The following is a 21,414-nucleotide window of genomic DNA, read 5'->3' as shown; positions in this document are numbered from 1 at the left end:
GCCGGCCGGGCCACTGCAAGCGCCCGCCTCTATAATCCGCAGCCATGATCACGACCTTGCTCGGGGGCCTCTCGCCCCGCCAGTTCCTTGAGGAATACTGGCAAAAGAAACCCCTCCTCGTCCGCCAGGCCGTTCCCGGTTTCACCGGCCTGCTGGAGCACGAAGCCCTCTTCGACCTCGCCTGCGATCCAGACGTGGAATCCCGTTACATCCGCCACGACAGCGTCGAATGGACGGTGGAACACGGGCCGCAGCGTCGCAGCCGCCTGCGCGGCAAGCGTACGCCGTGGACGGTGCTCGTCCAGGGCCTGAACCTGTGGCTTCCGGCGGGCGACGAACTGCTGCACCGCTTCGATTTCATTCCCCAGGCCCGCCTGGACGACCTGATGGTGAGCTACGCAGTGGATGGCGGCGGCGTCGGCCCCCACTTCGACAACTACGACGTCTTCCTGCTGCAGGGCTGCGGCCAGCGCCGCTGGCAGATCGCCGACCAGGAAGATCGCAGCCTGGTCGAGGGCGCGCCGCTGCGTATCCTCAAGAACTTCCAGCCCGCGCACGACTGGGTGCTGGAGCCGGGCGACATGCTGTACCTGCCGCCGCACTGGGCGCACAACGGCATCGCCATCGGCGAGTGCACCACCTACTCCATCGGCTTCCGCTCGCCCACCGCCTCCGAACTGGGAGCGGAATTCCTCGGCTGGATGCAGGACAGGCTCACGCTGGAAGGCATCTACCAGGATCCCGACCTGCAACTGCACGAGAACTCGGCGGAGATCTCCCCTCTCATGGTCGATCGCATCGCCGCCATGCTGGAGCACATCCGCTGGAGCCGGGAGGACGTCGCCGACTTTGTCGGCCACTACCTGACCGAGCCCAAACCGCAGATATTCTTCGAGCCACCGGAACCTCCACTGAGCAGGAAGCGCTTCGACCAAGCGGTACGAGCCAAGGGCTACCGGCTGAACGCCCGTACGCTGCTACTGTGGTCGGAAACCGGCTTCTATCTGAACGGGGAAAAACTACATGAACCCGGCGAAGCGCCTGGTGAACTGAAGGTGCTGGCGCACGCCCGCCAGTTGGAGGCAGGCGACTATCCTGCCGCCTTGCTGCAAGCGCTTTACGACTGGTACTGCGACGGTTTCGGCGCGCCGCGCGACTGACCCAGCCGGAGGACGACATGGCCAATACCGGTTCTTCATTCAGCTTCGACAGCTGGGCCGGCTACCGTGCTGCCGCCCTCCAACTCCTGGGGGCGGCGGAAAACAGCCTTTGCATCTACGATCCGGACCTGAGCACTACCGGACTGTCCAGCCTTGCGGGTACTCGGGCGCTGCAGGACCTCGCCCTGCGCAGCAGCCAGCATGACGCCGTCCGCATCCTGCTGAAAGATGCCGGGCCGCTGCAAAGCGAACAGCCTCGCTTGGTGAATCTGCTCGCTACCTACGGCCACCGGATCGTCGTCAAGCTGGCCCCGGCAGGGCCTTTGCCGGAGGAGGCGTTCATGATCGCCGACGGCAAGCGGCTGCTCCTGCGCTTCCATGAAGACAGGGCACGCGGACGGTGCGCCCTCGACGAAGACGATGCACCGGTACGGCACATCGCACAATTTGAAACAATTTGGATGCACTCCCAACCGGGGCCAATCGGCACCCCGCTTGGGCTTTGATGAGCCCCGCCGGTATCATTGCGATGCACCAATTCGGTGGCTGGGTCAAACCTGCCATGCTACGATCCGCACTCGTCCGGTGCTCACGCACCACCTCGCATCGGACGTCTGCTGTCTTCACCCCATCGACAAGGAAAAAAGAACATGAAGCAATCTCTTCTCATCGCCGCCCTGGTCGCCCTCGCCGTTTCCGCTTGCGGCAAGAAGGAAGAGCCGGCTCCCGCTCCTGCCCCCGCTCCGGCTGAACAAGCCGCTCCGGCTCCTGCTGCCCCTGCCGACGCCGCTCAAGGCGCCGCCGATGCTGCCAAGGAAGCTGCTGACGCCGCCAAGGAAGGTGCCGCCGAAGCTGCTGGCGCCGCTGAGTCCGCCGAAGCTGCCAAGGACGCCGCCCAGGGAAACGCTGACGCTGCCAAGGACGCCGCCAAGTAATTCTCTGGCGCATCTGAAGCAAAAAAAGCCGGCTATGCCGGCTTTTTTCATTTCGGGAGGGGCTGAAACCTCCGGGGGGATTCGGCGGACCCGAGGCCCGCCGAAGCGTTTCAGCGCAATTCCTGGTGCAGCAACCCGAGAATGCGCTTGGCGGTTTCGGAAGTATCCTGCCCGCCTTCCCGCGTAAGCACGGTAACCTCGGACACGTCGCCGCGCTCCTGGATACGCAGGCGATACTCTCCCCCGCTCTTCGCCGGGGTGTCCTTGCTGCGCCAGAAAGCCAGCTTGGAGAAGAAGCCGGAGTCTTCCTTGCTGCGGTTGTCGACCTCGGGATCGACGTAGCGCACGAAGTACAGGCCTTGAGCCCGATCCCTGTCTTCTACGGTAAAGCCGATCCGGTCCAAGGCCAGGCCGACGCGACGCCAGGCTCGATCGAACGGCTCCTGCAGGCTCAGCCGCACCTGGCCGGCCGTGCCAGCAAGGATCTTTGCCCGGTCCGCCGCAGGCGCCGAGGCCAGCGCCGCCTGCGCCCGGGCCTCATCCGCCCCCAGCCGGACCATCAGCCGGCGCAGCATCTCTGCTTCGAGTTCGGGATCTGCCGGCCGCGGCTGCCAGATGGTCTGATCGCGGGCCTCGGTCGGGTAAATCTCCATCATGCCGCGGTGGCTGACGTAGATCTCCACGGTGCCCGGCTCCTTGCCGGCTTCGATCCGGGTACGGAACTTGTCCCGCTCCGGCGTGGAGAACAGGCCATCGATGACCCGGCCCAGCGTGGAGCGGACGAAGTCCTGGGGAATCTTCGCCCGGTCCTCGGCCCAATCGGTTTCCATGACACCGATTTCGGGGCTGTCCACGTTCAGGATGAAGCCCAGTTCCAGCCAGAAATCCTTGATCTGCGGCCACAGCGTATCCGGGGTGCCCTGAACCACCAGCCAGCGCTGGGTGCCGGCACGCTCGATATGCATATTGCCGGCAGCGGCCGCCGGGAGCACATCGCTGTTCGACTGCACCGACGGCTGCGCAGCGCGGTCGGCACTATAGGCGGAATAGGTAGCCACGCCCTTGGGCGCGACATCCGGCACCGCGTAGCGATCATCGCGGGTAGGCGAAGTCAGGTCCGGCGGGACCTCCAGTTGCGGCACCTGCCGGGTGCTCGCGCTTTTGTAATCGATACGCTTGGATTCAAGCAGCGAACCCGAGCAGCCCGTCAGCGCCAACGAAAACGCGAGCAGGGAGACGGAAGTGCGCATGGAGCGATTCATGAGGTTCCTGAGGTGGATTGGTCGGGTCAGAGCGAAATGCCGGCCTGCAGCATGGCCTGGCGCACGCGGTCGTGCAGGGAGTCGGAGAGGGGGGTGAGCGGCAGGCGGATACCATCCTCCACCCAGCCCATGCGCGCCACCGCCCATTTGACCGGGATCGGGTTGGCTTCGCAGAACAGATGGCGATGCAGCCCCACCAGCGCGGCGTTGATCTCCCGGGTCCGCTTGCCGTCGCCGGCCAGCGCCGCCGCACAGAGTTCATGCATTGCACGCGGGGCAACGTTGGCAGTCACCGAGATCACGCCATGGCCACCGAGCAGAATAAAGGCGGCAGCGGTCATGTCATCGCCGGTGTAGAGGGCAAAACCTTGGGGCGCGCGGGCAACCAGATCGCAGGCGCGGTCGATGCTGCCGGTCGCGTCCTTGATACCGATGATGTTGGGGATTTCCGCCAGCTTGAGCGCAGTGTCGTTCGACAGATCGGCCACGGTGCGACCAGGCACGTTGTAGAGCACCATCGGCAGGTCCACCGCTTCGGCGATGGTTCGGAAGTGCTGGTAAAGCCCTTCCTGGCTAGGCCGATTGTAGTAAGGCACCACCGAAAGGTGGGCGCTCGCCCCGGCCTGCTTGGCGTAGCGGGTGAGTTCCACCGCTTCCGCGGTGGAGTTCGCGCCAGTACCGGCAATTACAGGCACGCGGCCGGCGGCATGCTCGACGGCCACGCGGATCAGCTCGCAGTGCTCATCCACCGAAACCGTCGGCGACTCGCCGGTGGTACCGACGATAACGATGCCATCCGTGCCTTCGGCGACGTGCCAGTCGATCAGGCTACGCAGGCGGGGGAAATCAAGGCTGCCGTCCGCGTGCATGGGCGTGACGATGGCGACGATCGATCCGGTAATCATGTGAGGATGAAAGCGATAAAACCTTGATTCTAACCGATCGCCGAAACTCGGGCAGCGCCATGCACGCTGCCGCAATGTTGTCTTTTCCTTACATGGCGGCCTGAGGCCACGGGGCTTTCAAAACAACGGCTTGCCACTCAGAGGTCGGCGAGCGACTTGATGTGCGCGACGACCGAACGCGCCAGGGAAGACAAGGCATAGCCTCCTTCGAGGATGGAGATGATGCGCTTATGCCCGCAATCCTCAGCCACGCCCTTGATCTGTTCGGTCGCCCATACATAGTCCGACTCCACCAGGCCGAGCGAGCCCATATCGTCCTCATAGTGCGCATCGAAGCCCGCGGAAATGAAGATGGCCTGCGGGTTATGGTTGCGCAGGGCCGGTACCCAAACTTCGCTGACGATCTGGCGGAAAGCCTCGCCGCGCGTGCCGGCCGGTACCGGGATGTTGCACATGTGGGCAGGCGGATTGTCGGCACCGCTATAGGGATAGAAAGGGTGCTGGAAGATGCTGGCCATCATTACCCGCGGATCTTCGCGGAAGATATCCTCTGTGCCGTTGCCGTGATGCACATCGAAATCGACGATGGCCACCCGCTTCAAGCCATGCACTTCCGTCGCATGACGGACAGCGATAGCGATGTTGTTCAGGAAACAGAACCCCATCGCCTTCGCACGCTCGGCATGGTGGCCGGGCGGCCTGACGGCGCAAAAGGCGTTCTCGATCTCGCCGCTCATCACCAGGTCGGTCGCGAGCACGCCAGCACCAGCCGAACGCAGGGCCGCCCGCATGGTGCCCGGGCTCATCGCGGTATCCGGGTCCAGATGGCGGATACCGTGCTCGGGCACATTGGCGAGCAGTTCTTCCAGGTAGCCGGGCGCATGCGCGCGGGCAACCTGCTCGGCAGTCGCCTCGGGCGCGTCGTAGAAGGAAAGGTAAAGATCCAACCCAGCCGCGATCAGGCGATCGTTGATCGCGGATAGCCGGTCGGGACACTCCGGGTGGAAAGTCCCCATGTCATGCAACCAGCAGTCGCGGTGCGTAATGAACGCAGTCGTCATATCCCCCCTCTTCCCCAAGGCGGCGAACTAATTCGCCGTGCCCGATTCCAACCGGGCGCCCGTATGGTCCGTCGCCTGCTGTCTGGCTAATGCTAAAGCGCTATGCATTGACCTTTCAGGGCGCGGACTCGCGATGTTTGTCGTCTATTATCCCCGCTTCCCTATCAATTTCACAGTACGACCCCATGCCCCATCGCCACGCCGAACGGCTGCTGGAAGCCGCCTCCCAGATCATTCTCGGCAAAGACAGGGAGTTGCGGCTCGCCCTCGCCTGCCTGATCGCGCGTGGCCATCTGCTGATCGAGGACGTGCCCGGGGTCGGCAAGACCACCCTCGCCCACCTATTCGCCCGCCTCATCGGGCTGCAATTCCAGCGCATCCAGTTCACCAGCGACTTGCTGCCGGCAGACATCCTGGGCGTCGCCATCTTCGACCGCGAAAATGCGGCCTTCCGCTTCAAGCCCGGTCCGGTATTCTCGCAACTGATCCTGGCTGACGAAATCAACCGCGCAACGCCCAAAACGCAGAGCGCACTCCTGGAGGCCATGGAGGAACGACAGGTCACCACGGAAGGCAACACCCTGCCGCTGCCCGATCCCTTCTTCGTCATCGCCACCCAGAATCCGGCGAACCAGATCGGGACTTTCCCCTTGCCTGAGAGCCAGCTGGACCGCTTTCTGCTGCGCATCCAACTCGGCTACCCGGCACGCAACGCCGAGCGCGCCTTGCTGCGCGGGGAAGACCGCCGCAGCCTTCTGGAGCGTCAGCAACCGGTCATCTCTCCCGCCGAGCTCCTCGCCGTGCAGGCGGTCGCCCGCCAGCTGACCGTGGCGGAGCCTTTGATCGACTATGTACAGGCCCTGCTCAACGCCACCCGCTTGAGCACCGAATTCGCCACCGGATTGAGCCCGCGCGCGGGGCTCGGCCTGCTCTCCGCGGCCCGCGCCTGGGCCCTGCTGGACGGCCGCGACCATGTCCTGCCCGAAGACGTGCAGGCCCTCTTTCCCCACGTGGCCGGTCACAGGCTCCACCTTGCCGGCGACGACAGGCCTGCGCCGCCTGCGGCCCTGGTCCGGGTGCTGCAGTCCGTCGCGCTGGGCGCATGAGCGCCTCCGCACTGCGGCGGCGCCTGGATCGCTGGCTGTTTCGCGTCGGCCCTGTCGAGGTCGCACCCATACGCCTCAAGCAACGACGGATTTTCGTGCTCCCGACCGGTAGTGGCATCGCATTTGCCCTCGCATTGCTGGTCATGTTGCTGGCCTCGATCAACTACAACCTCAGCCTGGGCTACGCTCTCACCTTCCTGCTTGGCGGCGCCGGTATCGCCAGCATGGTTCACGCATTCCGCAACCTGCTGGGACTCAGCATCGTGCCTGGCCGCAGCGAGCCGGTATTCTGCGGCGAGAGCGCAGTCTTCCGGCTGGCTCTGCAGAACACACGCAGCGAACGACGCCCTGCCCTGCTGCTGCGCGCCCAGGACGGCGCGACCTGTTTCGAGATCCCGGCTGAAGACACCATCGTGATCTCCATCCCGTGCTCAACCGAGCAGCGCGGCGTGCTGCCAATAGGCCGCACCGTACTCGAGACCCATTGGCCCCTCGGCCTGATACGGGCGTGGAGCGTGTTCGTGCCAGACCTGGAATGCCTGGTATTCCCCACCCCGGAGGCCTTCCCGCCAGCGCTGCCTGGCGCGGCCGCCGGCCAGCGTCAAGGCCTGCGCTCAGGCGGCAGCGGCGATGATGATTTTGCCGGGCTGCGGCAATACCGCGAGTCCGACTCCCCCCGGCACGTCGCCTGGAAGGTGCTGGCCCGCGGAGGGCCGCTGCTCACCAAGGAATTCACCGGCCTGCAGGGCGGGGATGTGCTGCTCAATTGGCGCGATCTTCCCTTGCATCTGGACGAAGAGGCCCGGATCTCCCGCCTGACAGCCTGGGTGATCGCCGCCGAACGCGCCGGCGTGGCCTTCGCGCTCACGCTTCCGGGAACCGCCTTGCCGGCAGGGAGAGGCGCCGCGCACAGGCACGCCTGCCTGCGAGCCCTCGCCCTTCATGGCAATCGAGGCGCTCTCCATGGCTAAGGCCGCTCCCCGACCGTCCGCAAGCGCACAGCCCGCGGCCTCTCTGAACCGGAACCAAGCCTGCTGGCTGCTGGCAACGGCCATCTTCACCCTCGGCCCCCACACGCCGTATCTGCCCGCCTGGGTAACGGCGCTATGCCTGGCGCTGCTGGGCTGGCGAGCCTTGCGCCTGTGGCGCGGCCAATTGCCGCCGCACCGCCTGCTGGTCATGCTGATCGCCATTAGCGCCTGCGCTGGCATCCGCATCGGCTTCGGCCAATTCTTCGGCAAGGATCCCGGGGTATCGCTGCTCGCTATCCTGCTTTGCCTAAAGCTGCTGGAAACAAAGGCCGCCCGCGACATACGCGTCGCCGTGCTCCTCGCCTTCTTCCTGCAGTTGAGCATCTTCTTCGAAGACCAGAGCCTACCGGTCGCGGCGCTCGCGCTCTGCGCCACCCTGCTGGCGCTAGCCTCTCTGCTGGCCCTCGTCGATACGGATGCGAGCACCAAGGCCAGGCTCCGCACATCAGCCCTGCTGGCGGCGCAGGGCATGCCTTTCATGCTCGCCCTCTTCGTGCTCTTTCCCCGGGTGCAAGGCCCCCTGTGGGGACTGCCAGCGGACGCATTCAGCGCCCGCAGCGGCCTCACCGACAGCATGCAACCCGGCTCGATCAGCCGGCTGGGCCTGTCGGAGGAAATCGCCTTCCGGGCCGACTTCGACGGCCCGCCGCCGCAACCTCACCAACGCTACTGGCGCGGCCCCGTGCTGAGCGAGTTCGATGGCACGACCTGGCGTCCGGCCAGTGCCGTTACCACTACAGAGCCTTCCTACCGGCCCAGCGGCCGGAGAATAGACTATCGCCTCACGCTGGAGCCCCATAATCGCACTTGGCTGCTGGCGCTGGACTTCCCTGCAGCCGGTCTGCAGGGCATCCGGTACAGCACCGATTTCCTTGCCCTCACGATCGCCCCCGTCCGTCAGCGGACCCGCTTCGATCTCGCCGCCTACCCCGAGACCTGGGTGGGAGTGGTGGAAGCTCCGGGAGTCCTCTCCGCGGCCAGACAGCTCCCCAAGGGCTCCAACCCGCGCACTTACGACCTCGCCCAACGGCTGGCGGCGGCAGCAGGAAATGACCCGCGCGCCGTCCTGGAGCGCGTCCAGAATCACCTCCGAGAAGCCGGACTCACCTATACCCTGGAGCCTCCGCTACTCGGCCAGCAAGCAATAGATGAGTTCCTCTTCGACAGCCGGCGTGGCTTCTGCGAGCACTTCTCCTCCGCATTCGTTTTCCTGATGCGCGCCGCAGGCATACCTGCCCGGGTGGTTACCGGCTACCAGGGCGGAGAGATCAACCCCATCGACGGCAGCCTGGTGGTCCGTCAGTCCGACGCGCACGCTTGGGCTGAGGTGTGGTTCGACGGGCGGGGTTGGGAACGGGTCGATCCGACCGCACTCGCGGCCCCCGGCCGTCTCGACAGCGGCCTGAGCGCCGGTTTGCCCGCCACCGAAGCCCGCGCCCTCGCCATGCCGGACTGGCTGCGCAGCCTGCGCCACCGCTGGGAAGCAGCGAACAACGCCTGGAACCAGTGGATTCTTGGCTACAATCCGGAGCGGCAGAGGGATCTACTTGCACGCCTCGGTCTGCAGAAGCCGGACTGGGGAACACTGGCTACCGCCATGGGCATCGCCGCAGGGGTCTTGATGGGCTTGCTGCTCCTGTGGGCGCAGCGGCAACACCAGGCGCACGGTCCCTTGCAGAAAGGCTGGGCCTCCTTCTGTCACAAACTCGCGCGCCGTGGCTTGGCGCGCCACCGGTGGGAAGGGCCTGCCGATTACGGAAGACGGCTCGCTCTTGCCCGTCCCGCCGAAGCAGAGGAACTACGCGGCATCTGCGCCGAGTATGCCCGTCTCCGCTACGGCTCCGGAGCCTCCGCTGAGAAAATCCGGGACCTGCAACAACGCATCACCAAACTGAAGCTCAAATGACTTTGCACCGACTCCTCGCCGCCAGTCTGCTCACCCTTTCACCCTTGGTCGCACACGCCGATTTCTCGGATAACGAGGACGCCCGACGTTTCATCGTCGAAATGGTTGAGAAGCACGCTTTCGAGCGCAGCGAGCTCGAAACCGTCCTGGGGCGCGCCGTCATGGATCCCCAGGTAATCAAACTCATCCTGCCACCGAGCAAACCGGGGGTACGATCCTGGCAGCGCTATCGCAGCCGCTTCATCGAGCCGGTTCGCATCGAGGGGGGGCTGGCCTTCTGGCGAGACAACGAGCAAGCACTGGAACAGGCCTCCATGCGCTACGGAGTGCCGGCCGAAGTGATCGTCGCAATCATCGGGGTCGAAACCGTCTACGGCCGCCATACAGGAAATTTCGAAGCGGTCTCCGCTCTCGCCACCCTGGCATTCGGCTATCCCCCACGCGCGCAACTCTTCAGGCGGGAGTTAGAGCAACTCTTCCTGCTGGCCCGGGAACAAGGTCGCAGCGCCGACAGCTACTACGGCTCCTATGCGGGTGCGCTAGGCTACCCGCAGTTTCTGCCGAGCAGCATCCGGAATTACGCGGTGGATTTCGACGGCGACGGCCACATCGACTTCGACAGCGCTCCAGCGGACGCCATCGGCAGCGTGGCGCACTACCTGCAGGTCCATGGCTGGGAACCCGGTGCGGAAATCGCCAGCCGCGCCAAGCTTTCGGCTCAGACGGACGCCGCCTCCCTGGTGGCGGCCGGCATAGAGCCAAGTTTGACACCCGAAGCATTGGTACAAGCGGGCGTAAGCGCCGCCGGCAATCGACCGATACCCGCGCCGGCAACTTTGGTAGACCTGGAAACACCCGGCGCGGCCACCGAATACTGGCTGGGCTACCGCAACTTCTATGTAATCACCCGCTACAACAAGAGCAGCTTTTATGCGATGTCGGTCTTCCAACTTGCGGAAGCCTTGCGCAACCGCAGAAGCACGACCACGCTGAGCTCAGTACGGACGGACTGAACCGCTCTGCTACAGCAGAACGTCCTTGGAGATTCCCCGCCGCTTCAGGATGCGCCGCAATTGCCCAAGCGCCTCCAGCTGGATCTGGCGCACCCGCTCCCGCGTCAGCTCCAGCCTTGCAGCCAACTCCTCCAGCGTCATCAACTCGCATTCGTCGATACCGTACCGGTGGCGAATGACCAGTCGTTGCTTATCGTTGAGCATGTCGATCCACGCGTGAATCAAGCCCTCGATCTCGGCCGTGTGGATCTGTGTTTCCGGGGTTTCAGCCCTGTCGTCGGCCAAGGACTCGCCGATCGACAGACTGGGGTCGATATCCAGTGGCGCATCCAGCGATGCGGTGTGTTCGCTCAAGGCCAGAATGGCGCGAACATCCTCTATCGGTTTTTCTAGCCTGCTGGCGATCTCCTCCAGGCTGCATTCACCATTGGAACTCGCTTCGAGATTGCGCTGCGCCCTGAGAACCTGATTCAGTTCCTTCACCACATGAACCGGCAGCCGGATGGTACGGGACTGGTTCATGATCGCCCGCTCGATGTTCTGCCTGATCCACCATGTCGCGTAGGTGGAGAAACGGAAGCCGCGCTCAGGATCGAATTTCTCCAGCGCATGCATCAAGCCGAGATTTCCCTCTTCGACGAGATCTAGCAGTGGAATTCCGCGATTGAGGTAATGCTTGGCGATATTTACGACGAGGCGCAGGTTGCGCTCTATCATCGTCTGGCGGGCATCGAAGTCGCCTGCCCTGACCCTTCTCGCCAGGGCCGCTTCCTCCTCGGCCGACAGCAAGGGATTGGCGCCGATCTCGTTCAGATAGATCTGGGTGACATCACTAAGGAAGTCGTTCTCGACAACCTGGGCCTGCTGTTCGGCGAAGACCTCCACCTCCAGCGGAAGGTCCGGTTCATGACTGTCGAGATCGTCAGGGCTAACCGGCTCTTCCATAGGCCTCCTCTCGTCAGCGGGGGGGCAGATACTTCATCGGATCGACTGGCCGGCCCTGCTTACGGATTTCGAAGTGAAGCTTGGGTCGGTCTGTATCGGTACTGCCCAGTTCAGCGATCTTCTGTCCCTTGGTGACGGAATCCCCTTCCTTCACCAGCAGTTGCTGGTTGTGGGCGTATGCCGTGAGGTAGTTCGCGTCGTGTTTGATGATGACTAGTTTTCCATAGCCACGCAAGCCACTGCCGGAGTACACAACCTTGCCAGCGCCGGAAGCAATCACCGGATCCCCCGGATTGCCGGCAATGTCTAACCCCTTGTTCGTCGCCTCGCTGAAGCCCGCCAGAACCTTGCCCTTGGCCGGCCACAGCCAGTCTCCATCGCCCGCGATGTCCTTGCTGCCATCGGCCGTGGGCTGCGCAGGCATGGAGGGTCCCTCGACCGGCGCTGCCGGCTTGGGCTGGGTCCTGTTCCATGCCTCATCGGAATAGGGCTGTTTGCCGCCAAGGGGCGCCTGCTTGATCGCCGCCCCACCCGTCTCCCCGCTTGACGACGTGACCGGACTGACGATCACGGGCTCGGGAGACACCGGGATCGCGGTCGCAACCGCGCCGCCAGAGGGTTCCACCGAAGGCGAGACACGCAACTCCTGCCCTACGTGGATCTGGTTAGGATTGGCCAGGTTGTTCCAGGCAACGAGATCACGAACGCTCTGCCCGTACTGACGGGAAATCCCCAGCAGCGTTTCTCCCTGCTTCACCACATGAATGCCTTGCCGTTCCACCTGGGTAGCCGCCGGCGGAGGCGACACCCCGTTTCCATCGCGAATCGGCGCAGATACCCGCGAAGCACATCCGGAGAGCACACCAAGCACGAGCACCAGCCCGGCAAGGGAAATTTTCTTGTATTTCAGCACTGAGTCGTTCATTCCGTACCAGACAGGAGCGGTACGAAACGCACAGGTTCGCACCAGCTTTCCCTGAAGACTTGACCTTGCCGCTCAATGAGCAACAAGCGTTGATCGTTCCCCCCGACCGGTATCATCAGGCGCCCTCCCGGTGCCAGCTGATCCTTCAAGGCCTGAGGAACCCCAAGCGCAGCCGCAGCCACGATGATCGTATCGAAGGGCGCGGCTTCGGCGAGACCAAGCGCACCATCTGCGCATTTCAGACGCACATTGGGCAAGCGTAGCGGCCTAAGGTTCTCCCTTGCCCTATCCAAAAGTGGCCGGATCCGTTCGACGGTATAGACATCCGAAGCCAGCATGGACAAAACCGCCGCCTGATAACCACATCCCGCCCCGATCTCCAGCGTACGGCCCAGTTCTCTGCCTGTTCGGAGTGTTTCTATCATCCTGGCAACGACATAGGGCTGGGAAATCGTCTGCTGAAAGCCGATAGGCAGAGCGGTGTCATCGTACGCGCTGTAGGCTAGCCCTTCCTCCACGAAGAGATGCCGCGGAATGCTCTGCATGGCAGCCAGCACGCGCTCATCCCGAATCCCTTGCACCCTCAGTCGCTCAACCATTCTCGCCCGTGCCCGGGCGGCCTGAGTGCTGTCCGTCCTGCGCATGCTCGTCAAGCCAACCATTCCGCTACCGGCTCGATGAGACCTGTATGCGTCAGGTCGATCTGCAGGGGCGTAACCGATACATAGCCATTGGCAACCGCGTTGAAGTCCGTGCCTTCCCCCGCATCCGCCGCACCACCCGCAGCGCCGACCCAATAGACGGTTTCATTGCGCGGGGTAAGGCTCTTGATCACGGGCTCAGCCTTGTGGCGCTTGCCAAGACGCGTCACCCTCATCCCGCGCAATTGCATATAAGGAACGTCCGGGACATTGACGTTAAGCAGAACAGGTCGCCGGAACGGCGAGCGCAGGAAGCGTTCCGCCAACTCTTTCGCCACTTGCGCCGCAGCAGAAAAATCCGTCGCAGCCTTGCTGACAAGGGAGACGGCAATGGACGGCACGCCAAGCAGGAACCCCTCAGTCGCAGCCGCAACCGTGCCGGAGTAAATCGTGTCATCGCCCATGTTGGCCCCATGGTTCACGCCCGAGACCACCATATCAGGCAGATAATCCAGCATCCCCGTCACAGCCAGATGGACGCAGTCGGTGGGAGTGCCATTCACAAAGTGAAAACCGTTCGCCGCCTTGCGCAGAGACAGCGGTCGGTCCAAGGTGAGGGAATTGCTGGCGCCGCTGCGATCCCGCTCCGGAGCAACCACCGTTACCTCACCGACGGTAGCAAGCGCCTCGGCGAGCGCCGCGATACCAGGGGCGAAATAGCCGTCGTCGTTACTAACCAGAATACGCATTTGGAATCCGAACGGAGCGCCGCAGCAAGACGAACCACCACGGCCAAGAGGGCTGAAATCTTAGCATAGCGACAGAAATCGAACTGCCGCGGCAGAAAAACAAAAACCGGCCTAGGGCCGGTTTTTGTTTTGTTCAATTGGTCGGGGCGGCGGGATTCGAACTCGCGACCCCTTGCACCCCATGCAAGTGCGCTACCAGGCTGCGCTACGCCCCGACACAAGCCGCCATTATAGCAACTTTTGAACACTTTGCCAGCAGAAGAATCAACTTCTCAGTTCCGCGAGCAAGGCCTGCATCTCACCTCGCACCTCTAGTACCAGCGCTCGATAGTGCTCGACTTCGCTCGCATCTTCCTGTTCCCGGATGGCAGTTTCCCCCAACCGGTTGCGGGCACCAGAAATGGTGAAACCTTCCTCGTAAAGCAACTGACGGATCCGACGCACCAGCAACACTTCATGATGCTGGTAATAACGCCGATTGCCACGCCGCTTTACCGGCTTCAGCTGCGTGAACTCCTGCTCCCAATACCTCAGGACATGCGGCTTGACGCCACATAGCTCACTCACCTCACCTATCGTGAAATAACGCTTTGCAGGGATGGGCGGCAAAGCCGCTGGAAGTTCGTCAAGGCTGCCTGCTTGCATCGCTGAGCTGCTCCACAGCGGCTTTCAGTTTCTGGCTGGCATGGAAGGTCACCACACGACGTGCAGTAATCGGGATCTCTTCGCCGGTCTTAGGATTACGCCCTGGACGCTGAGGCTTGTCGCGCAGCTGGAAATTGCCGAAGCCGGACAGCTTGACGCTGTCACCACGTTCCAGCGCGGTGCGGATCTCCTCGAAAAAGCCCTCCACCATGTCCTTGGCTTCGCGCTTGTTCAACCCGACACGCTCAAACAACAAATCGGCCAGTTCCGCCTTAGTCAGGGTCACCTTCATTCTCCAGATCCACGCAAGCGCGCACCCAGAGTGCCTTCGGCGTGTTGGACGAGAGCTGCGATCGCAGCCTCAACCTCGGCGTCTTCAAGGGTTCGCTGAGTATCTTGCATCAACATCCTGAAAGCAAGGCTCTTCTTGTCAGGGTCAATGCCCTTGCCATGATAGACATCGAACAGCGCAATCTCGCGCACGATGGGCGGCGCGACTTCCCGCAACACCTCCAGCACCCGCGCGACACTGACCTCCTGCCCGACCACAAGCGCCAAATCACGAGCCACCGCAGGCATGCGGGAAATCTCCGCACTGACGGGCAACTGTGCGGCCAGAAGCGCATCCAGTTCGATCTCAAACACGATGGGGGCGCTTCCGAGTTCATACGTCTGCACCCAGATGGGGTGAACTTCTCCGATCACGCCGACATGCCGGCCATTGAACAGAACCGACGCTGCGCGCCCCGGATGCAGAGCAGGGTCTGAAAGGCGCTCGAAGGTCAGCGCACCGGGAGCGAACAAAGCCTCGAGATCGCCCTTGACGTCATAAAAATCGACCCCCCTGTCCGCAACTCCCCATTGCTCGGACAAAGCACCTCCTGCGGCCAAGGCAGCGACCCGCACCGGCTGGTGGAAACCTTGAACGGGCTCGCCGTCCGCCTTGCGCTCGAAGCAGCGGCCGATCTCGAAAATACGCACACGCGGCTGCTGGCGCTTACGGTTGGTGGCGAGAACGGCAGCCAAGCCGGGAATCAAGCTGGTACGCATCACGCCCATTTGGCTGGCGATCGGGTTGGCAAGACGAATGGGATCGGGGTTGGCGCAGAAATCGCGTTCCCACGCCTCATCTACAAACGAGAAGTTCACCACTTCCTGATAGCCGCGTGCAGCCAGAAGGTGGCGCACAGCCCAAGTCGAGCGCTTGCTCTCACTCTGCTCCAGCATCATCAGGGAGCCCTGGGGCGGAACGGCTGGGATATTGTCATATCCATACAGGCGCGCCAGTTCCTCGACCAGGTCTTCCTCGATGGCGATATCGAACCGAAAGGACGGCGGAGAAACAAGAAAGCAATCTCCTTGCTCCTGTACGCCCAAGTGCACGCGCTCCAACAGGGCCTTCATATCTGCATCACCCAGTTGGACACCTAGCAGGCGCCGCACTCGCGCCGGCCTGAGTATGACCGCCGGCCGTGTTGGCAGATGGGCCTTGTCCAGCGCCTCTTCCACTGGACTCGCTTCGCCACCACAGATATCGAGAATGAGGCGGGTCGCGCGCTCCATCGCCAACCGCGGCAGTTCGAAGTCCACGCCCCGTTCGAAACGGTGGGACGCATCCGAACCGAATCCGTATCGACGCGCCCGACCGGCAATCGCCGCCGGCGCGAAGAAGGCGCTTTCCAGAAAGATCTCGGTGGAGTCCAGCGTTACCCCACTTTCCTCTCCACCCATGATGCCGGCGAGTGCAAGCGGCTTGTGGTCATCCGCAATGACCAACACGTCGGCGTCCGGCGCAATCGTCTGTCCATTGAGCAGCAACAGCTGGTCGCCAGCCTTCGGATAGCGGACGTGAATGGAGCCACTGAGCTTGGTGTCATCAAATACATGCAGCGGCTGGCCGAGTTCCAGCATCACATAGTTGGTGACGTCCACCAGTGCGCTAATGGAACGGATGCCGCTACGGAGCAGCCGTTGCTTCATCCAGTCGGGCGTCGCAGCCCCTGCATTGACCCCACGCAGCACCCGGCCGCAATAACGGGGGCAAGCCTCGGGTGCCTCCAGCACGACCTCACGCCGCCCTTCAATGGTAGGCGCCACCGCCTCCGCCGCCGGCAGCGTGAGTGGCTTGCCGGTAAGCGCGGCCACTTCGCGCGCCACCCCCGCGAGACTCAGACAGTCCGCCCGGTTGGGAGTCAGCTTGATCGTATAGAGCGTGTCGTCCAGCGCCAGATAGTCGCGCAGATCCGCCCCGACCTCCGCATCTGCCGGCAGGACCAGCAGGCCTGAATGGTCATCGGAGAAACCCAGTTCACGGCCGGAGCAGAGCATGCCGAAGGACTCGACACCACGCAGCTTGGCCGCCTTGATCGCGAAGTCGCCCGGCAGCAAGGCGCCAACTTTCGCGCACGGGACGGTCAGGCCAACGGCCGCATTCGGAGCCCCACAGACGATCTGCAGCAGTTCGCCCGTACCGACATCTACCTTGCAGACCCTGAGCTTGTCGGCATTGGGATGCTTCTCGGCCTCGACGATACGTGCGACAACCACGCCCGAGAACTTCGGCGCGGCCGGAACCGCCTCCTCCACCTCCAGCCCAGCCATGGTGAGAAGATGGCCTAGCGATTCGCTATCGAGTTGCGGGTCGACAAAGGTCCGCAGCCAGTATTCTGAGAATTGCATGGTCCTTTTACCTGAATTGACCCAGGAAACGCAGGTCGCCTTCGAAAAAGAGGCGAAGATCGGTCACGCCGTAGCGCAGCATCGTCAGGCGATCCGGCCCCATGCCGAAGGCAAAGCCGGTATAGCGCTCCGGGTCGATACCGCCAAATCTCAGCACATTCGGATGAACCATGCCGCAACCGGCAATCTCCAGCCAACGGCCTTCCAGTGCGCCGCTCATGAAGGCGACGTCGATTTCAGCGGATGGCTCGGTGAAGGGGAAAAACGATGGGCGGAAGCGAACCTGCAAATCCTCGGATTCAAAGAACTTGCGCAGGAAGTCGGCAATGACCCCCTTCAGATCGGCGAAGCTGACCTTCTCTCCTATCCACAGCCCCTCCACTTGATGGAACATCGGCGAGTGCGTCGCATCCGAGTCCACCCGATAAACTCGGCCCGGCGCGATGATGCGCAATTCCGGCATGGAATCCAGGTGTCCGAAGCGCGCCACATGGGCCTGCATGGCGCGGACCTGCACGGGGCTGGTGTGGGTACGTAGCAGGACTTCGTCTTGGCCTTCTAGATAGAAGGTGTCGTGCATCGACCTCGCGGGGTGATTTTCAGGCGTATTCAGCGCAGTGAAGTTGTGCCAGTCTGTCTCGATCTCCGGACCATCGACTGCCACGAAGCCGATGGAGCCAAACAGGCGCTCGATTCGTTCCAGTGTCCGGCTGACCGGATGGAGCCCACCTGCCGCCGATCCCCTGCCCGGCAGCGTCACGTCCAGCGCTTCGGCGGCAAGCTGAGCCAGCAGGGCGGCCTCCCTCAGCGCCTGGCGCCTCGCCTCAAGGGCACGCTCAATCGACTCCTTGACCCGGTTGATGGCGGCCCCGGCCTCTCGCCTGGCCTCGGGATCGAGCTTCCCCAAGCCCTTCAAGCGCTCGGTCAGGGAACCGCTCTTGCCCAAGTAACGCGCCTTGGCTTGCTCCAGCTGGGCACTGTCCGCCGCCGCGGCAAATTCGCCTTCGGCCTGTTGAATCAGTTGATCCAGGTTATCCATTTTACTGCCATGCGGAAATCAGAAAAAAAAAGGAGGCTAGGCCTCCTTTTTTGGCGCTGCGTCAGCTTACGCAGCGAGTTTGGCCTTGGCTTGCTCGGCGAGCGCGGCAAAAGCCGGCTTGTCGAAAACAGCCAGATCGGCCAGCACCTTGCGGTCCACTTCAACCGCCGCCTTCTTCAGGCCATTCATGAAAGTGCTGTAGGTCAGACCCAACTCACGGGCGGCGGCGTTGATACGCGCAATCCACAGGGTACGGAACTGACGCTTGCGCTGACGGCGGTCACGATAGGCATACTGACCCGCCTTCATCACCGCCTGCTTGGCGATGCGATATACGTTCTTGCGACGGCCGCGGTAACCCTTGGCCTGATCCAGCACCTTCTTGTGACGGGCGCGGGCGACTACACCACGTTTTACTCTGGGCATGGTGGTCTCCTATCAGGCGTAAGGAAGCATGGCACGGATCAGCTTTTCATCAGCGGCATGAACTTCAGTCATGCCACGCAGCTGACGCTTGCTCTTGGTGGTTTTCTTGGTGAGGATGTGGCGCTTGAACGCTTGGGACCGCTTGATCCCACCGCTAGAGCGGACCTTGAACCGCTTGGCGGCCCCGCTCTTGGTCTTCATCTTGGGCATTGCTAAGACTCCGTGTTTATGAATGCCGCCAGGTAGCGCTCAACTACAACGCTTTTGACACCTGGCACCACTTGTTTTCCAAGACCGTTTCGGCCTCGGTATCACCCGATACTACCGGGGACTGCTGCTACCGCCTTTCAGCGATTCTTCTTCGGCGCGATGACCATGATCATCTGACGCCCTTCCATCTTCGGCATCTGCTCGACCTGACCCAGTTCTTCCAAGTCAGCCTTGACCCGCTCCAATTGCCGCAAACCGAACTCCTGGTGCGCCATTTCACGCCCACGGAAGCGCAAGGTCACCTTGCACTTGTCGCCCTCTTCCAAGAAGCGCCTCAGGTTGCGCAGCTTGATCTGGTAGTCATTCTCGTCGGTACCCGGCCGGAGCTTGACCTCCTTGACCTGCACCTGCTTCTGTTTGAGCCGGGCCTCATGGGCCTTTTTCTGTTCCTGATACTTGAACTTGCCATAGTCCATCACACGACAGACCGGCGGCTTTGCCATCGGCGCGATCTCAACGAGATCCAGGCCGGCCTCTTCGGCCACACTCAGGGCTGCATTCAGGGAAACAATGCCGAGCTGCTCGCCGTCATCACCGACCAGCCGGACTTCGGGCGCGTTGATTTCCCCGTTGACGCGCTGCTTCTTCTCTTGAGCGATGGTTCAGTTCTCCACGAAAACCAATATCAGACCGCAGCGGACTTCGCGTCAATTTCGCGATGCCAGCGCTCGATCAGCGAATCGAGGGACATTTGGCCAAGATCTTGGCCGCCTCGGGCGCGCACTGCGACGACGCCAGCCGCCTTTTCTTTTTCGCCTACGACGATCTGATATGGCAGCTTGTGCACGCTATGTTCGCGGATTTTATAATTTATCTTTTCGTTGCGCAAATCCGCCTCGACGCGGAAACCCGCGACCTTGAGGCGACTCAACACCTCTTTCGCATAATCCGCCTGGCCTTCCGAGATATTCATCACCACACCATGCACCGGACTCAGCCACAACGGCAGAGCCCCCGCGTAGTTCTCGATGAGTATCCCGATGAAGCGCTCCAGCGACCCCAGGATGGCGCGGTGCAACATGACGGGAAAACGCTTGGCGTTGTCTTCGGCCACATATTCCGCCCCCAACCGTACCGGCAGATTGAAGTCGAGCTGCAAGGTACCGCATTGCCACACTCGCCCCAGGCAATCCTTCAGGGAAAACTCGATCTTGGGGCCGTAGAATGCGCCCTCACCTGGCTGCAGATCATAGGCGAGCCCCTGCGCATCAAGCGCGGAAGCCAGCGCAGCCTCGGCCTCGCCCCACTGCTCATCGGTTCCGACCCTCTTTTCAGGCCGCGTAGACAGCTTCACCTGAACATCCGTGAAGCCGAAGTCCGCATACACTTTCTGCAGCAGACGGATAAACTCGGCCGCCTCCTGTTGCACCTGCTCTTCAGTACAAAAGATATGGGCGTCGTCCTGGACGAAATTGCGCACGCGCATGATGCCGTGCAGCGAACCCGACGGCTCATTGCGGTGACAGGAGCCAAACTCGGCCATGCGCAGCGGCAGATCGCGGTAACTCTTCAGGCCTTGATTGAAGATCTGAATGTGGCACGGGCAGTTCATGGGCTTCACAGCGTAGTCCCGCTTCTCGGACTGCGTGGTGAACATCAGATCGGAGTACATCCCCCAGTGACCGGATTTTTCCCATAGGGAGCGATCGACGATCTGGGGCGTTTTCACTTCCTGATAGCCGTGTTCATAGATCGTCTTACGCAGGTATTGTTCGACCTGCTGCCACAGCGTCCAGCCCTTGGCGTGCCAGAACACCATGCCCGGCGCCTCTTCCTGAATATGGAAGAGATCGAGCTGCCGCCCCAGCTTGCGGTGATCGCGCTTCTCCGCCTCCTCCAGCATATGGAGGTGGGCCTCCAGCTCTTCCTTCTTCGCCCAGGCGGTACCGTAGATGCGCTGCAGCATCTCGTTCTTGGAATCGCCACGCCAATAGGCACCGGCTACCTTGGTCAACTTGAAGACCTTCAGCTTGGCCGTGGATGGCACATGTGGCCCTCGGCACAAGTCGATGAAGTCACCTTGGCGATAAAGGGAGACGTCCTCGCCCTCTGGAATGGAGGCGATGATCTCCGCCTTGTAGTTCTCGCCGATCGACTTGAAGAAGGCCACCGCCTCGTCACGCGGCCGGACTTCGCGGACCACCGGAATGGCGCGCTGAACGATCTCGGCCATGCGGCATTCAATCGCTTCAAGATCTTCAGGCGTAAACGGGCGCTTGTAGGCGAAGTCATAGTAGAAGCCATTCTCGATCACCGGCCCGATGGTGACCTGCACCTCCGGGAACAACTCCTTGACCGCATGCGCCAGCAGGTGAGCCGTCGAGTGGCGGAGGATGTCGACGCCCTCTTCCCCCTTGTCGGTCACGATGGCCAGCTGCGCATCCGTCTCAATGCGGTGCGACAAGTCCACCAGCTTTCCGTCCACACGACCAGCCAGCGAAGCCTTGGCCAAGCCCGCTCCAATGGAAGCGGCAACTTCACCCACGGTGACGGGATGGTCGAAGCTGCGGATGGACCCATCAGGAAGCGTAATGTTCGGCATGAGATTTAGGCCTCGGCGTATTCTTTGCAATGAAGAATCAAAACGGGGTTACGCGGCGAGTGGACGAAAAAAAAGTGCGGTCGGAACCGCACTTTTTTAGCAGACAGCGGAACCCGATCTTTTTAGTTTCCGGCAGTGAAGCAAGTTCGGAACATGCGATCGAATCCCAAGTGT

Annotated in this window: 22 protein-coding genes and 1 tRNA gene; 7 read left to right on the top strand and 16 right to left on the bottom strand. The window is 62.4% G+C overall.

Annotation, left to right across the window (positions count from 1 at the left end; translation table 11 throughout):
* Positions 1 to 44 precede the first annotated feature (44 nt).
* From GRF61_RS01620 to GRF61_RS01610, 3 genes are all read left to right on the top strand, one after another.
* Positions 45 to 1,160, top strand: coding sequence for a cupin domain-containing protein (locus tag GRF61_RS01620; RefSeq protein ID WP_169148990.1), 1,116 nt, complete (start codon positions 45 to 47; stop codon positions 1,158 to 1,160).
* 17 nt (positions 1,161 to 1,177) lie between these two features.
* On the top strand, positions 1,178 to 1,666 hold the full coding sequence (locus tag GRF61_RS01615; protein ID WP_169148989.1) for a hypothetical protein: 489 nt from the start codon (positions 1,178 to 1,180) through the stop codon (positions 1,664 to 1,666).
* A 144-nt stretch (positions 1,667 to 1,810) separates the two neighbouring features.
* The gene (locus GRF61_RS01610) at positions 1,811 to 2,095 is read left to right on the top strand and encodes a hypothetical protein (RefSeq protein WP_169148988.1); all 285 of its coding nucleotides are present in this window, start codon (positions 1,811 to 1,813) and stop codon (positions 2,093 to 2,095) included.
* A gap of 110 nt (positions 2,096 to 2,205) precedes the next feature.
* Here GRF61_RS01610 and bamC read toward each other — a convergent pair whose 3' ends face one another.
* From bamC to GRF61_RS01595, 3 genes are all read right to left on the bottom strand, one after another.
* Complete coding sequence (gene bamC, locus GRF61_RS01605) at positions 2,206 to 3,357, bottom strand: outer membrane protein assembly factor BamC (protein ID WP_169148987.1); 1,152 nt, start codon at positions 3,355 to 3,357, stop codon at positions 2,206 to 2,208.
* 26 nt (positions 3,358 to 3,383) lie between these two features.
* Entirely contained in the window at positions 3,384 to 4,262 is an 879-nt protein-coding gene (gene dapA / locus GRF61_RS01600; protein ID WP_169148986.1) for a 4-hydroxy-tetrahydrodipicolinate synthase, read from the bottom strand.
* A 137-nt stretch (positions 4,263 to 4,399) separates the two neighbouring features.
* Positions 4,400 to 5,323: a histone deacetylase family protein gene (locus GRF61_RS01595; RefSeq protein ID WP_169148985.1), complete on the bottom strand. Its 924-nt coding sequence runs from the start codon at positions 5,321 to 5,323 to the stop codon at positions 4,400 to 4,402.
* A 185-nt stretch (positions 5,324 to 5,508) separates the two neighbouring features.
* On the opposite strand from GRF61_RS01595, the gene GRF61_RS01590 reads away from it, so the two are divergent.
* Genes GRF61_RS01590 through mltB form a run of 4 tightly spaced genes read left to right on the top strand, consistent with a single transcriptional unit; the run spans position 5,509 to position 10,379 of the window.
* Positions 5,509 to 6,429, top strand: coding sequence for a MoxR family ATPase (locus tag GRF61_RS01590; RefSeq protein WP_169149063.1), 921 nt, complete (start codon positions 5,509 to 5,511; stop codon positions 6,427 to 6,429).
* The gene (locus tag GRF61_RS01585; RefSeq protein ID WP_169148984.1) at positions 6,426 to 7,400 is read left to right on the top strand and encodes a DUF58 domain-containing protein; all 975 of its coding nucleotides are present in this window, start codon (positions 6,426 to 6,428) and stop codon (positions 7,398 to 7,400) included. The genes GRF61_RS01590 and GRF61_RS01585 overlap by 4 nt, the downstream gene beginning before the upstream one ends.
* Entirely contained in the window at positions 7,393 to 9,366 is a 1,974-nt protein-coding gene (locus GRF61_RS01580; RefSeq protein WP_169148983.1) for a DUF3488 and transglutaminase-like domain-containing protein, read from the top strand. The genes GRF61_RS01585 and GRF61_RS01580 overlap by 8 nt, the downstream gene beginning before the upstream one ends.
* On the top strand, positions 9,363 to 10,379 hold the full coding sequence (gene mltB, locus GRF61_RS01575; RefSeq protein WP_169148982.1) for a lytic murein transglycosylase B: 1,017 nt from the start codon (positions 9,363 to 9,365) through the stop codon (positions 10,377 to 10,379). The genes GRF61_RS01580 and mltB overlap by 4 nt, the downstream gene beginning before the upstream one ends.
* A gap of 9 nt (positions 10,380 to 10,388) precedes the next feature.
* Here the strand turns inward: mltB and rpoS are convergent, their stop codons facing one another.
* The 13 genes from rpoS to thrS all read right to left on the bottom strand — a co-directional run bounded on the left by rpoS (position 10,389) and on the right by thrS (position 21,240).
* Positions 10,389 to 11,324, bottom strand: a complete 936-nt coding sequence (rpoS, locus tag GRF61_RS01570; RefSeq protein WP_169148981.1) for an RNA polymerase sigma factor RpoS — start codon at positions 11,322 to 11,324, stop codon at positions 10,389 to 10,391.
* A gap of 13 nt (positions 11,325 to 11,337) precedes the next feature.
* The gene (locus tag GRF61_RS01565) at positions 11,338 to 12,249 is read right to left on the bottom strand and encodes a peptidoglycan DD-metalloendopeptidase family protein (RefSeq protein ID WP_169148980.1); all 912 of its coding nucleotides are present in this window, start codon (positions 12,247 to 12,249) and stop codon (positions 11,338 to 11,340) included.
* A complete protein-coding gene (locus tag GRF61_RS01560) occupies positions 12,246 to 12,893 on the bottom strand; it encodes a protein-L-isoaspartate(D-aspartate) O-methyltransferase (protein ID WP_169149062.1) in 648 nt (215 codons plus the stop codon). Before GRF61_RS01560 ends, GRF61_RS01565 begins: the two co-directional genes overlap by 4 nt.
* 5 nt (positions 12,894 to 12,898) lie before the next feature.
* Positions 12,899 to 13,639, bottom strand: coding sequence for a 5'/3'-nucleotidase SurE (gene surE / locus GRF61_RS01555; protein WP_169148979.1), 741 nt, complete (start codon positions 13,637 to 13,639; stop codon positions 12,899 to 12,901).
* Between the two features lie 138 nt (positions 13,640 to 13,777).
* Positions 13,778 to 13,854, bottom strand: a tRNA-Pro gene (locus GRF61_RS01550).
* 49 nt (positions 13,855 to 13,903) lie between these two features.
* Positions 13,904 to 14,284: a MerR family transcriptional regulator gene (locus tag GRF61_RS01545; RefSeq protein WP_169148978.1), complete on the bottom strand. Its 381-nt coding sequence runs from the start codon at positions 14,282 to 14,284 to the stop codon at positions 13,904 to 13,906.
* Positions 14,265 to 14,576: an integration host factor subunit alpha gene (locus GRF61_RS01540; protein WP_133592727.1), complete on the bottom strand. Its 312-nt coding sequence runs from the start codon at positions 14,574 to 14,576 to the stop codon at positions 14,265 to 14,267. The genes GRF61_RS01545 and GRF61_RS01540 overlap by 20 nt, the downstream gene beginning before the upstream one ends.
* Positions 14,573 to 16,963, bottom strand: coding sequence for a phenylalanine--tRNA ligase subunit beta (gene pheT / locus GRF61_RS01535; protein ID WP_169148977.1), 2,391 nt, complete (start codon positions 16,961 to 16,963; stop codon positions 14,573 to 14,575). The genes GRF61_RS01540 and pheT overlap by 4 nt, the downstream gene beginning before the upstream one ends.
* Before the next feature lie 7 nt (positions 16,964 to 16,970).
* A complete protein-coding gene (pheS, locus tag GRF61_RS01530; protein WP_169148976.1) occupies positions 16,971 to 18,002 on the bottom strand; it encodes a phenylalanine--tRNA ligase subunit alpha in 1,032 nt (343 codons plus the stop codon).
* Positions 18,003 to 18,068: 66 nt separating this feature from the next.
* Positions 18,069 to 18,428, bottom strand: a complete 360-nt coding sequence (gene rplT, locus GRF61_RS01525) for a 50S ribosomal protein L20 (protein ID WP_133592734.1) — start codon at positions 18,426 to 18,428, stop codon at positions 18,069 to 18,071.
* Positions 18,429 to 18,440: 12 nt separating this feature from the next.
* Positions 18,441 to 18,638 (bottom strand): 50S ribosomal protein L35, encoded by a 198-nt coding sequence (gene rpmI, locus GRF61_RS01520; protein WP_076602261.1) that lies wholly within the window; start codon positions 18,636 to 18,638, stop codon positions 18,441 to 18,443.
* Positions 18,639 to 18,775: 137 nt separating this feature from the next.
* Positions 18,776 to 19,297 (bottom strand): translation initiation factor IF-3, encoded by a 522-nt coding sequence (gene infC / locus GRF61_RS01515; protein ID WP_169149061.1) that lies wholly within the window; start codon positions 19,295 to 19,297, stop codon positions 18,776 to 18,778.
* A 26-nt stretch (positions 19,298 to 19,323) separates the two neighbouring features.
* Positions 19,324 to 21,240 carry a threonine--tRNA ligase gene (gene thrS, locus GRF61_RS01510; RefSeq protein ID WP_169148975.1) on the bottom strand — a complete coding sequence of 639 codons (1,917 nt, stop codon included), beginning with the start codon at positions 21,238 to 21,240 and terminating at the stop codon, positions 19,324 to 19,326.
* Positions 21,241 to 21,414 lie beyond the last annotated feature (174 nt).

This window comes from Azoarcus sp. TTM-91 (genome assembly GCF_012911025.1).
Taxonomy (GTDB): Bacteria; Pseudomonadota; Gammaproteobacteria; order Burkholderiales; family Rhodocyclaceae; genus Azoarcus.
The sequence above is the reverse complement of the archived record's forward strand: the minus strand, read 5'-3'. Positions and strand labels throughout refer to the sequence as shown.

What these genes read in the sequence shown, in the direction of transcription:
- GRF61_RS01560 (WP_169149062.1), bottom strand. Translation starts at nt 12,893, where the DNA reads ATGCGCAGGACGGACAGCACTCAGGCCGCCCGGGCACGGGCGAGAATG.
- GRF61_RS01595 (WP_169148985.1), bottom strand. Translation starts at nt 5,323, where the DNA reads ATGACGACTGCGTTCATTACGCACCGCGACTGCTGGTTGCATGACATG.
- GRF61_RS01540 (WP_133592727.1), bottom strand. Translation starts at nt 14,576, where the DNA reads ATGAAGGTGACCCTGACTAAGGCGGAACTGGCCGATTTGTTGTTTGAG.
- GRF61_RS01545 (WP_169148978.1), bottom strand. Translation starts at nt 14,284, where the DNA reads ATGCAAGCAGGCAGCCTTGACGAACTTCCAGCGGCTTTGCCGCCCATC.
- rplT (WP_133592734.1), bottom strand. Translation starts at nt 18,428, where the DNA reads ATGCCCAGAGTAAAACGTGGTGTAGTCGCCCGCGCCCGTCACAAGAAG.
- GRF61_RS01565 (WP_169148980.1), bottom strand. Translation starts at nt 12,249, where the DNA reads ATGAACGACTCAGTGCTGAAATACAAGAAAATTTCCCTTGCCGGGCTG.
- GRF61_RS01590 (WP_169149063.1), top strand. Translation starts at nt 5,509, where the DNA reads ATGCCCCATCGCCACGCCGAACGGCTGCTGGAAGCCGCCTCCCAGATC.
- dapA (WP_169148986.1), bottom strand. Translation starts at nt 4,262, where the DNA reads ATGATTACCGGATCGATCGTCGCCATCGTCACGCCCATGCACGCGGAC.
- mltB (WP_169148982.1), top strand. Translation starts at nt 9,363, where the DNA reads ATGACTTTGCACCGACTCCTCGCCGCCAGTCTGCTCACCCTTTCACCC.
- GRF61_RS01580 (WP_169148983.1), top strand. Translation starts at nt 7,393, where the DNA reads ATGGCTAAGGCCGCTCCCCGACCGTCCGCAAGCGCACAGCCCGCGGCC.
- GRF61_RS01585 (WP_169148984.1), top strand. Translation starts at nt 6,426, where the DNA reads ATGAGCGCCTCCGCACTGCGGCGGCGCCTGGATCGCTGGCTGTTTCGC.
- pheS (WP_169148976.1), bottom strand. Translation starts at nt 18,002, where the DNA reads ATGGATAACCTGGATCAACTGATTCAACAGGCCGAAGGCGAATTTGCC.
- GRF61_RS01615 (WP_169148989.1), top strand. Translation starts at nt 1,178, where the DNA reads ATGGCCAATACCGGTTCTTCATTCAGCTTCGACAGCTGGGCCGGCTAC.
- rpmI (WP_076602261.1), bottom strand. Translation starts at nt 18,638, where the DNA reads ATGCCCAAGATGAAGACCAAGAGCGGGGCCGCCAAGCGGTTCAAGGTC.
- bamC (WP_169148987.1), bottom strand. Translation starts at nt 3,357, where the DNA reads ATGAATCGCTCCATGCGCACTTCCGTCTCCCTGCTCGCGTTTTCGTTG.
- rpoS (WP_169148981.1), bottom strand. Translation starts at nt 11,324, where the DNA reads ATGGAAGAGCCGGTTAGCCCTGACGATCTCGACAGTCATGAACCGGAC.
- surE (WP_169148979.1), bottom strand. Translation starts at nt 13,639, where the DNA reads ATGCGTATTCTGGTTAGTAACGACGACGGCTATTTCGCCCCTGGTATC.
- thrS (WP_169148975.1), bottom strand. Translation starts at nt 21,240, where the DNA reads ATGCCGAACATTACGCTTCCTGATGGGTCCATCCGCAGCTTCGACCAT.
- pheT (WP_169148977.1), bottom strand. Translation starts at nt 16,963, where the DNA reads ATGCAATTCTCAGAATACTGGCTGCGGACCTTTGTCGACCCGCAACTC.
- GRF61_RS01620 (WP_169148990.1), top strand. Translation starts at nt 45, where the DNA reads ATGATCACGACCTTGCTCGGGGGCCTCTCGCCCCGCCAGTTCCTTGAG.
- GRF61_RS01610 (WP_169148988.1), top strand. Translation starts at nt 1,811, where the DNA reads ATGAAGCAATCTCTTCTCATCGCCGCCCTGGTCGCCCTCGCCGTTTCC.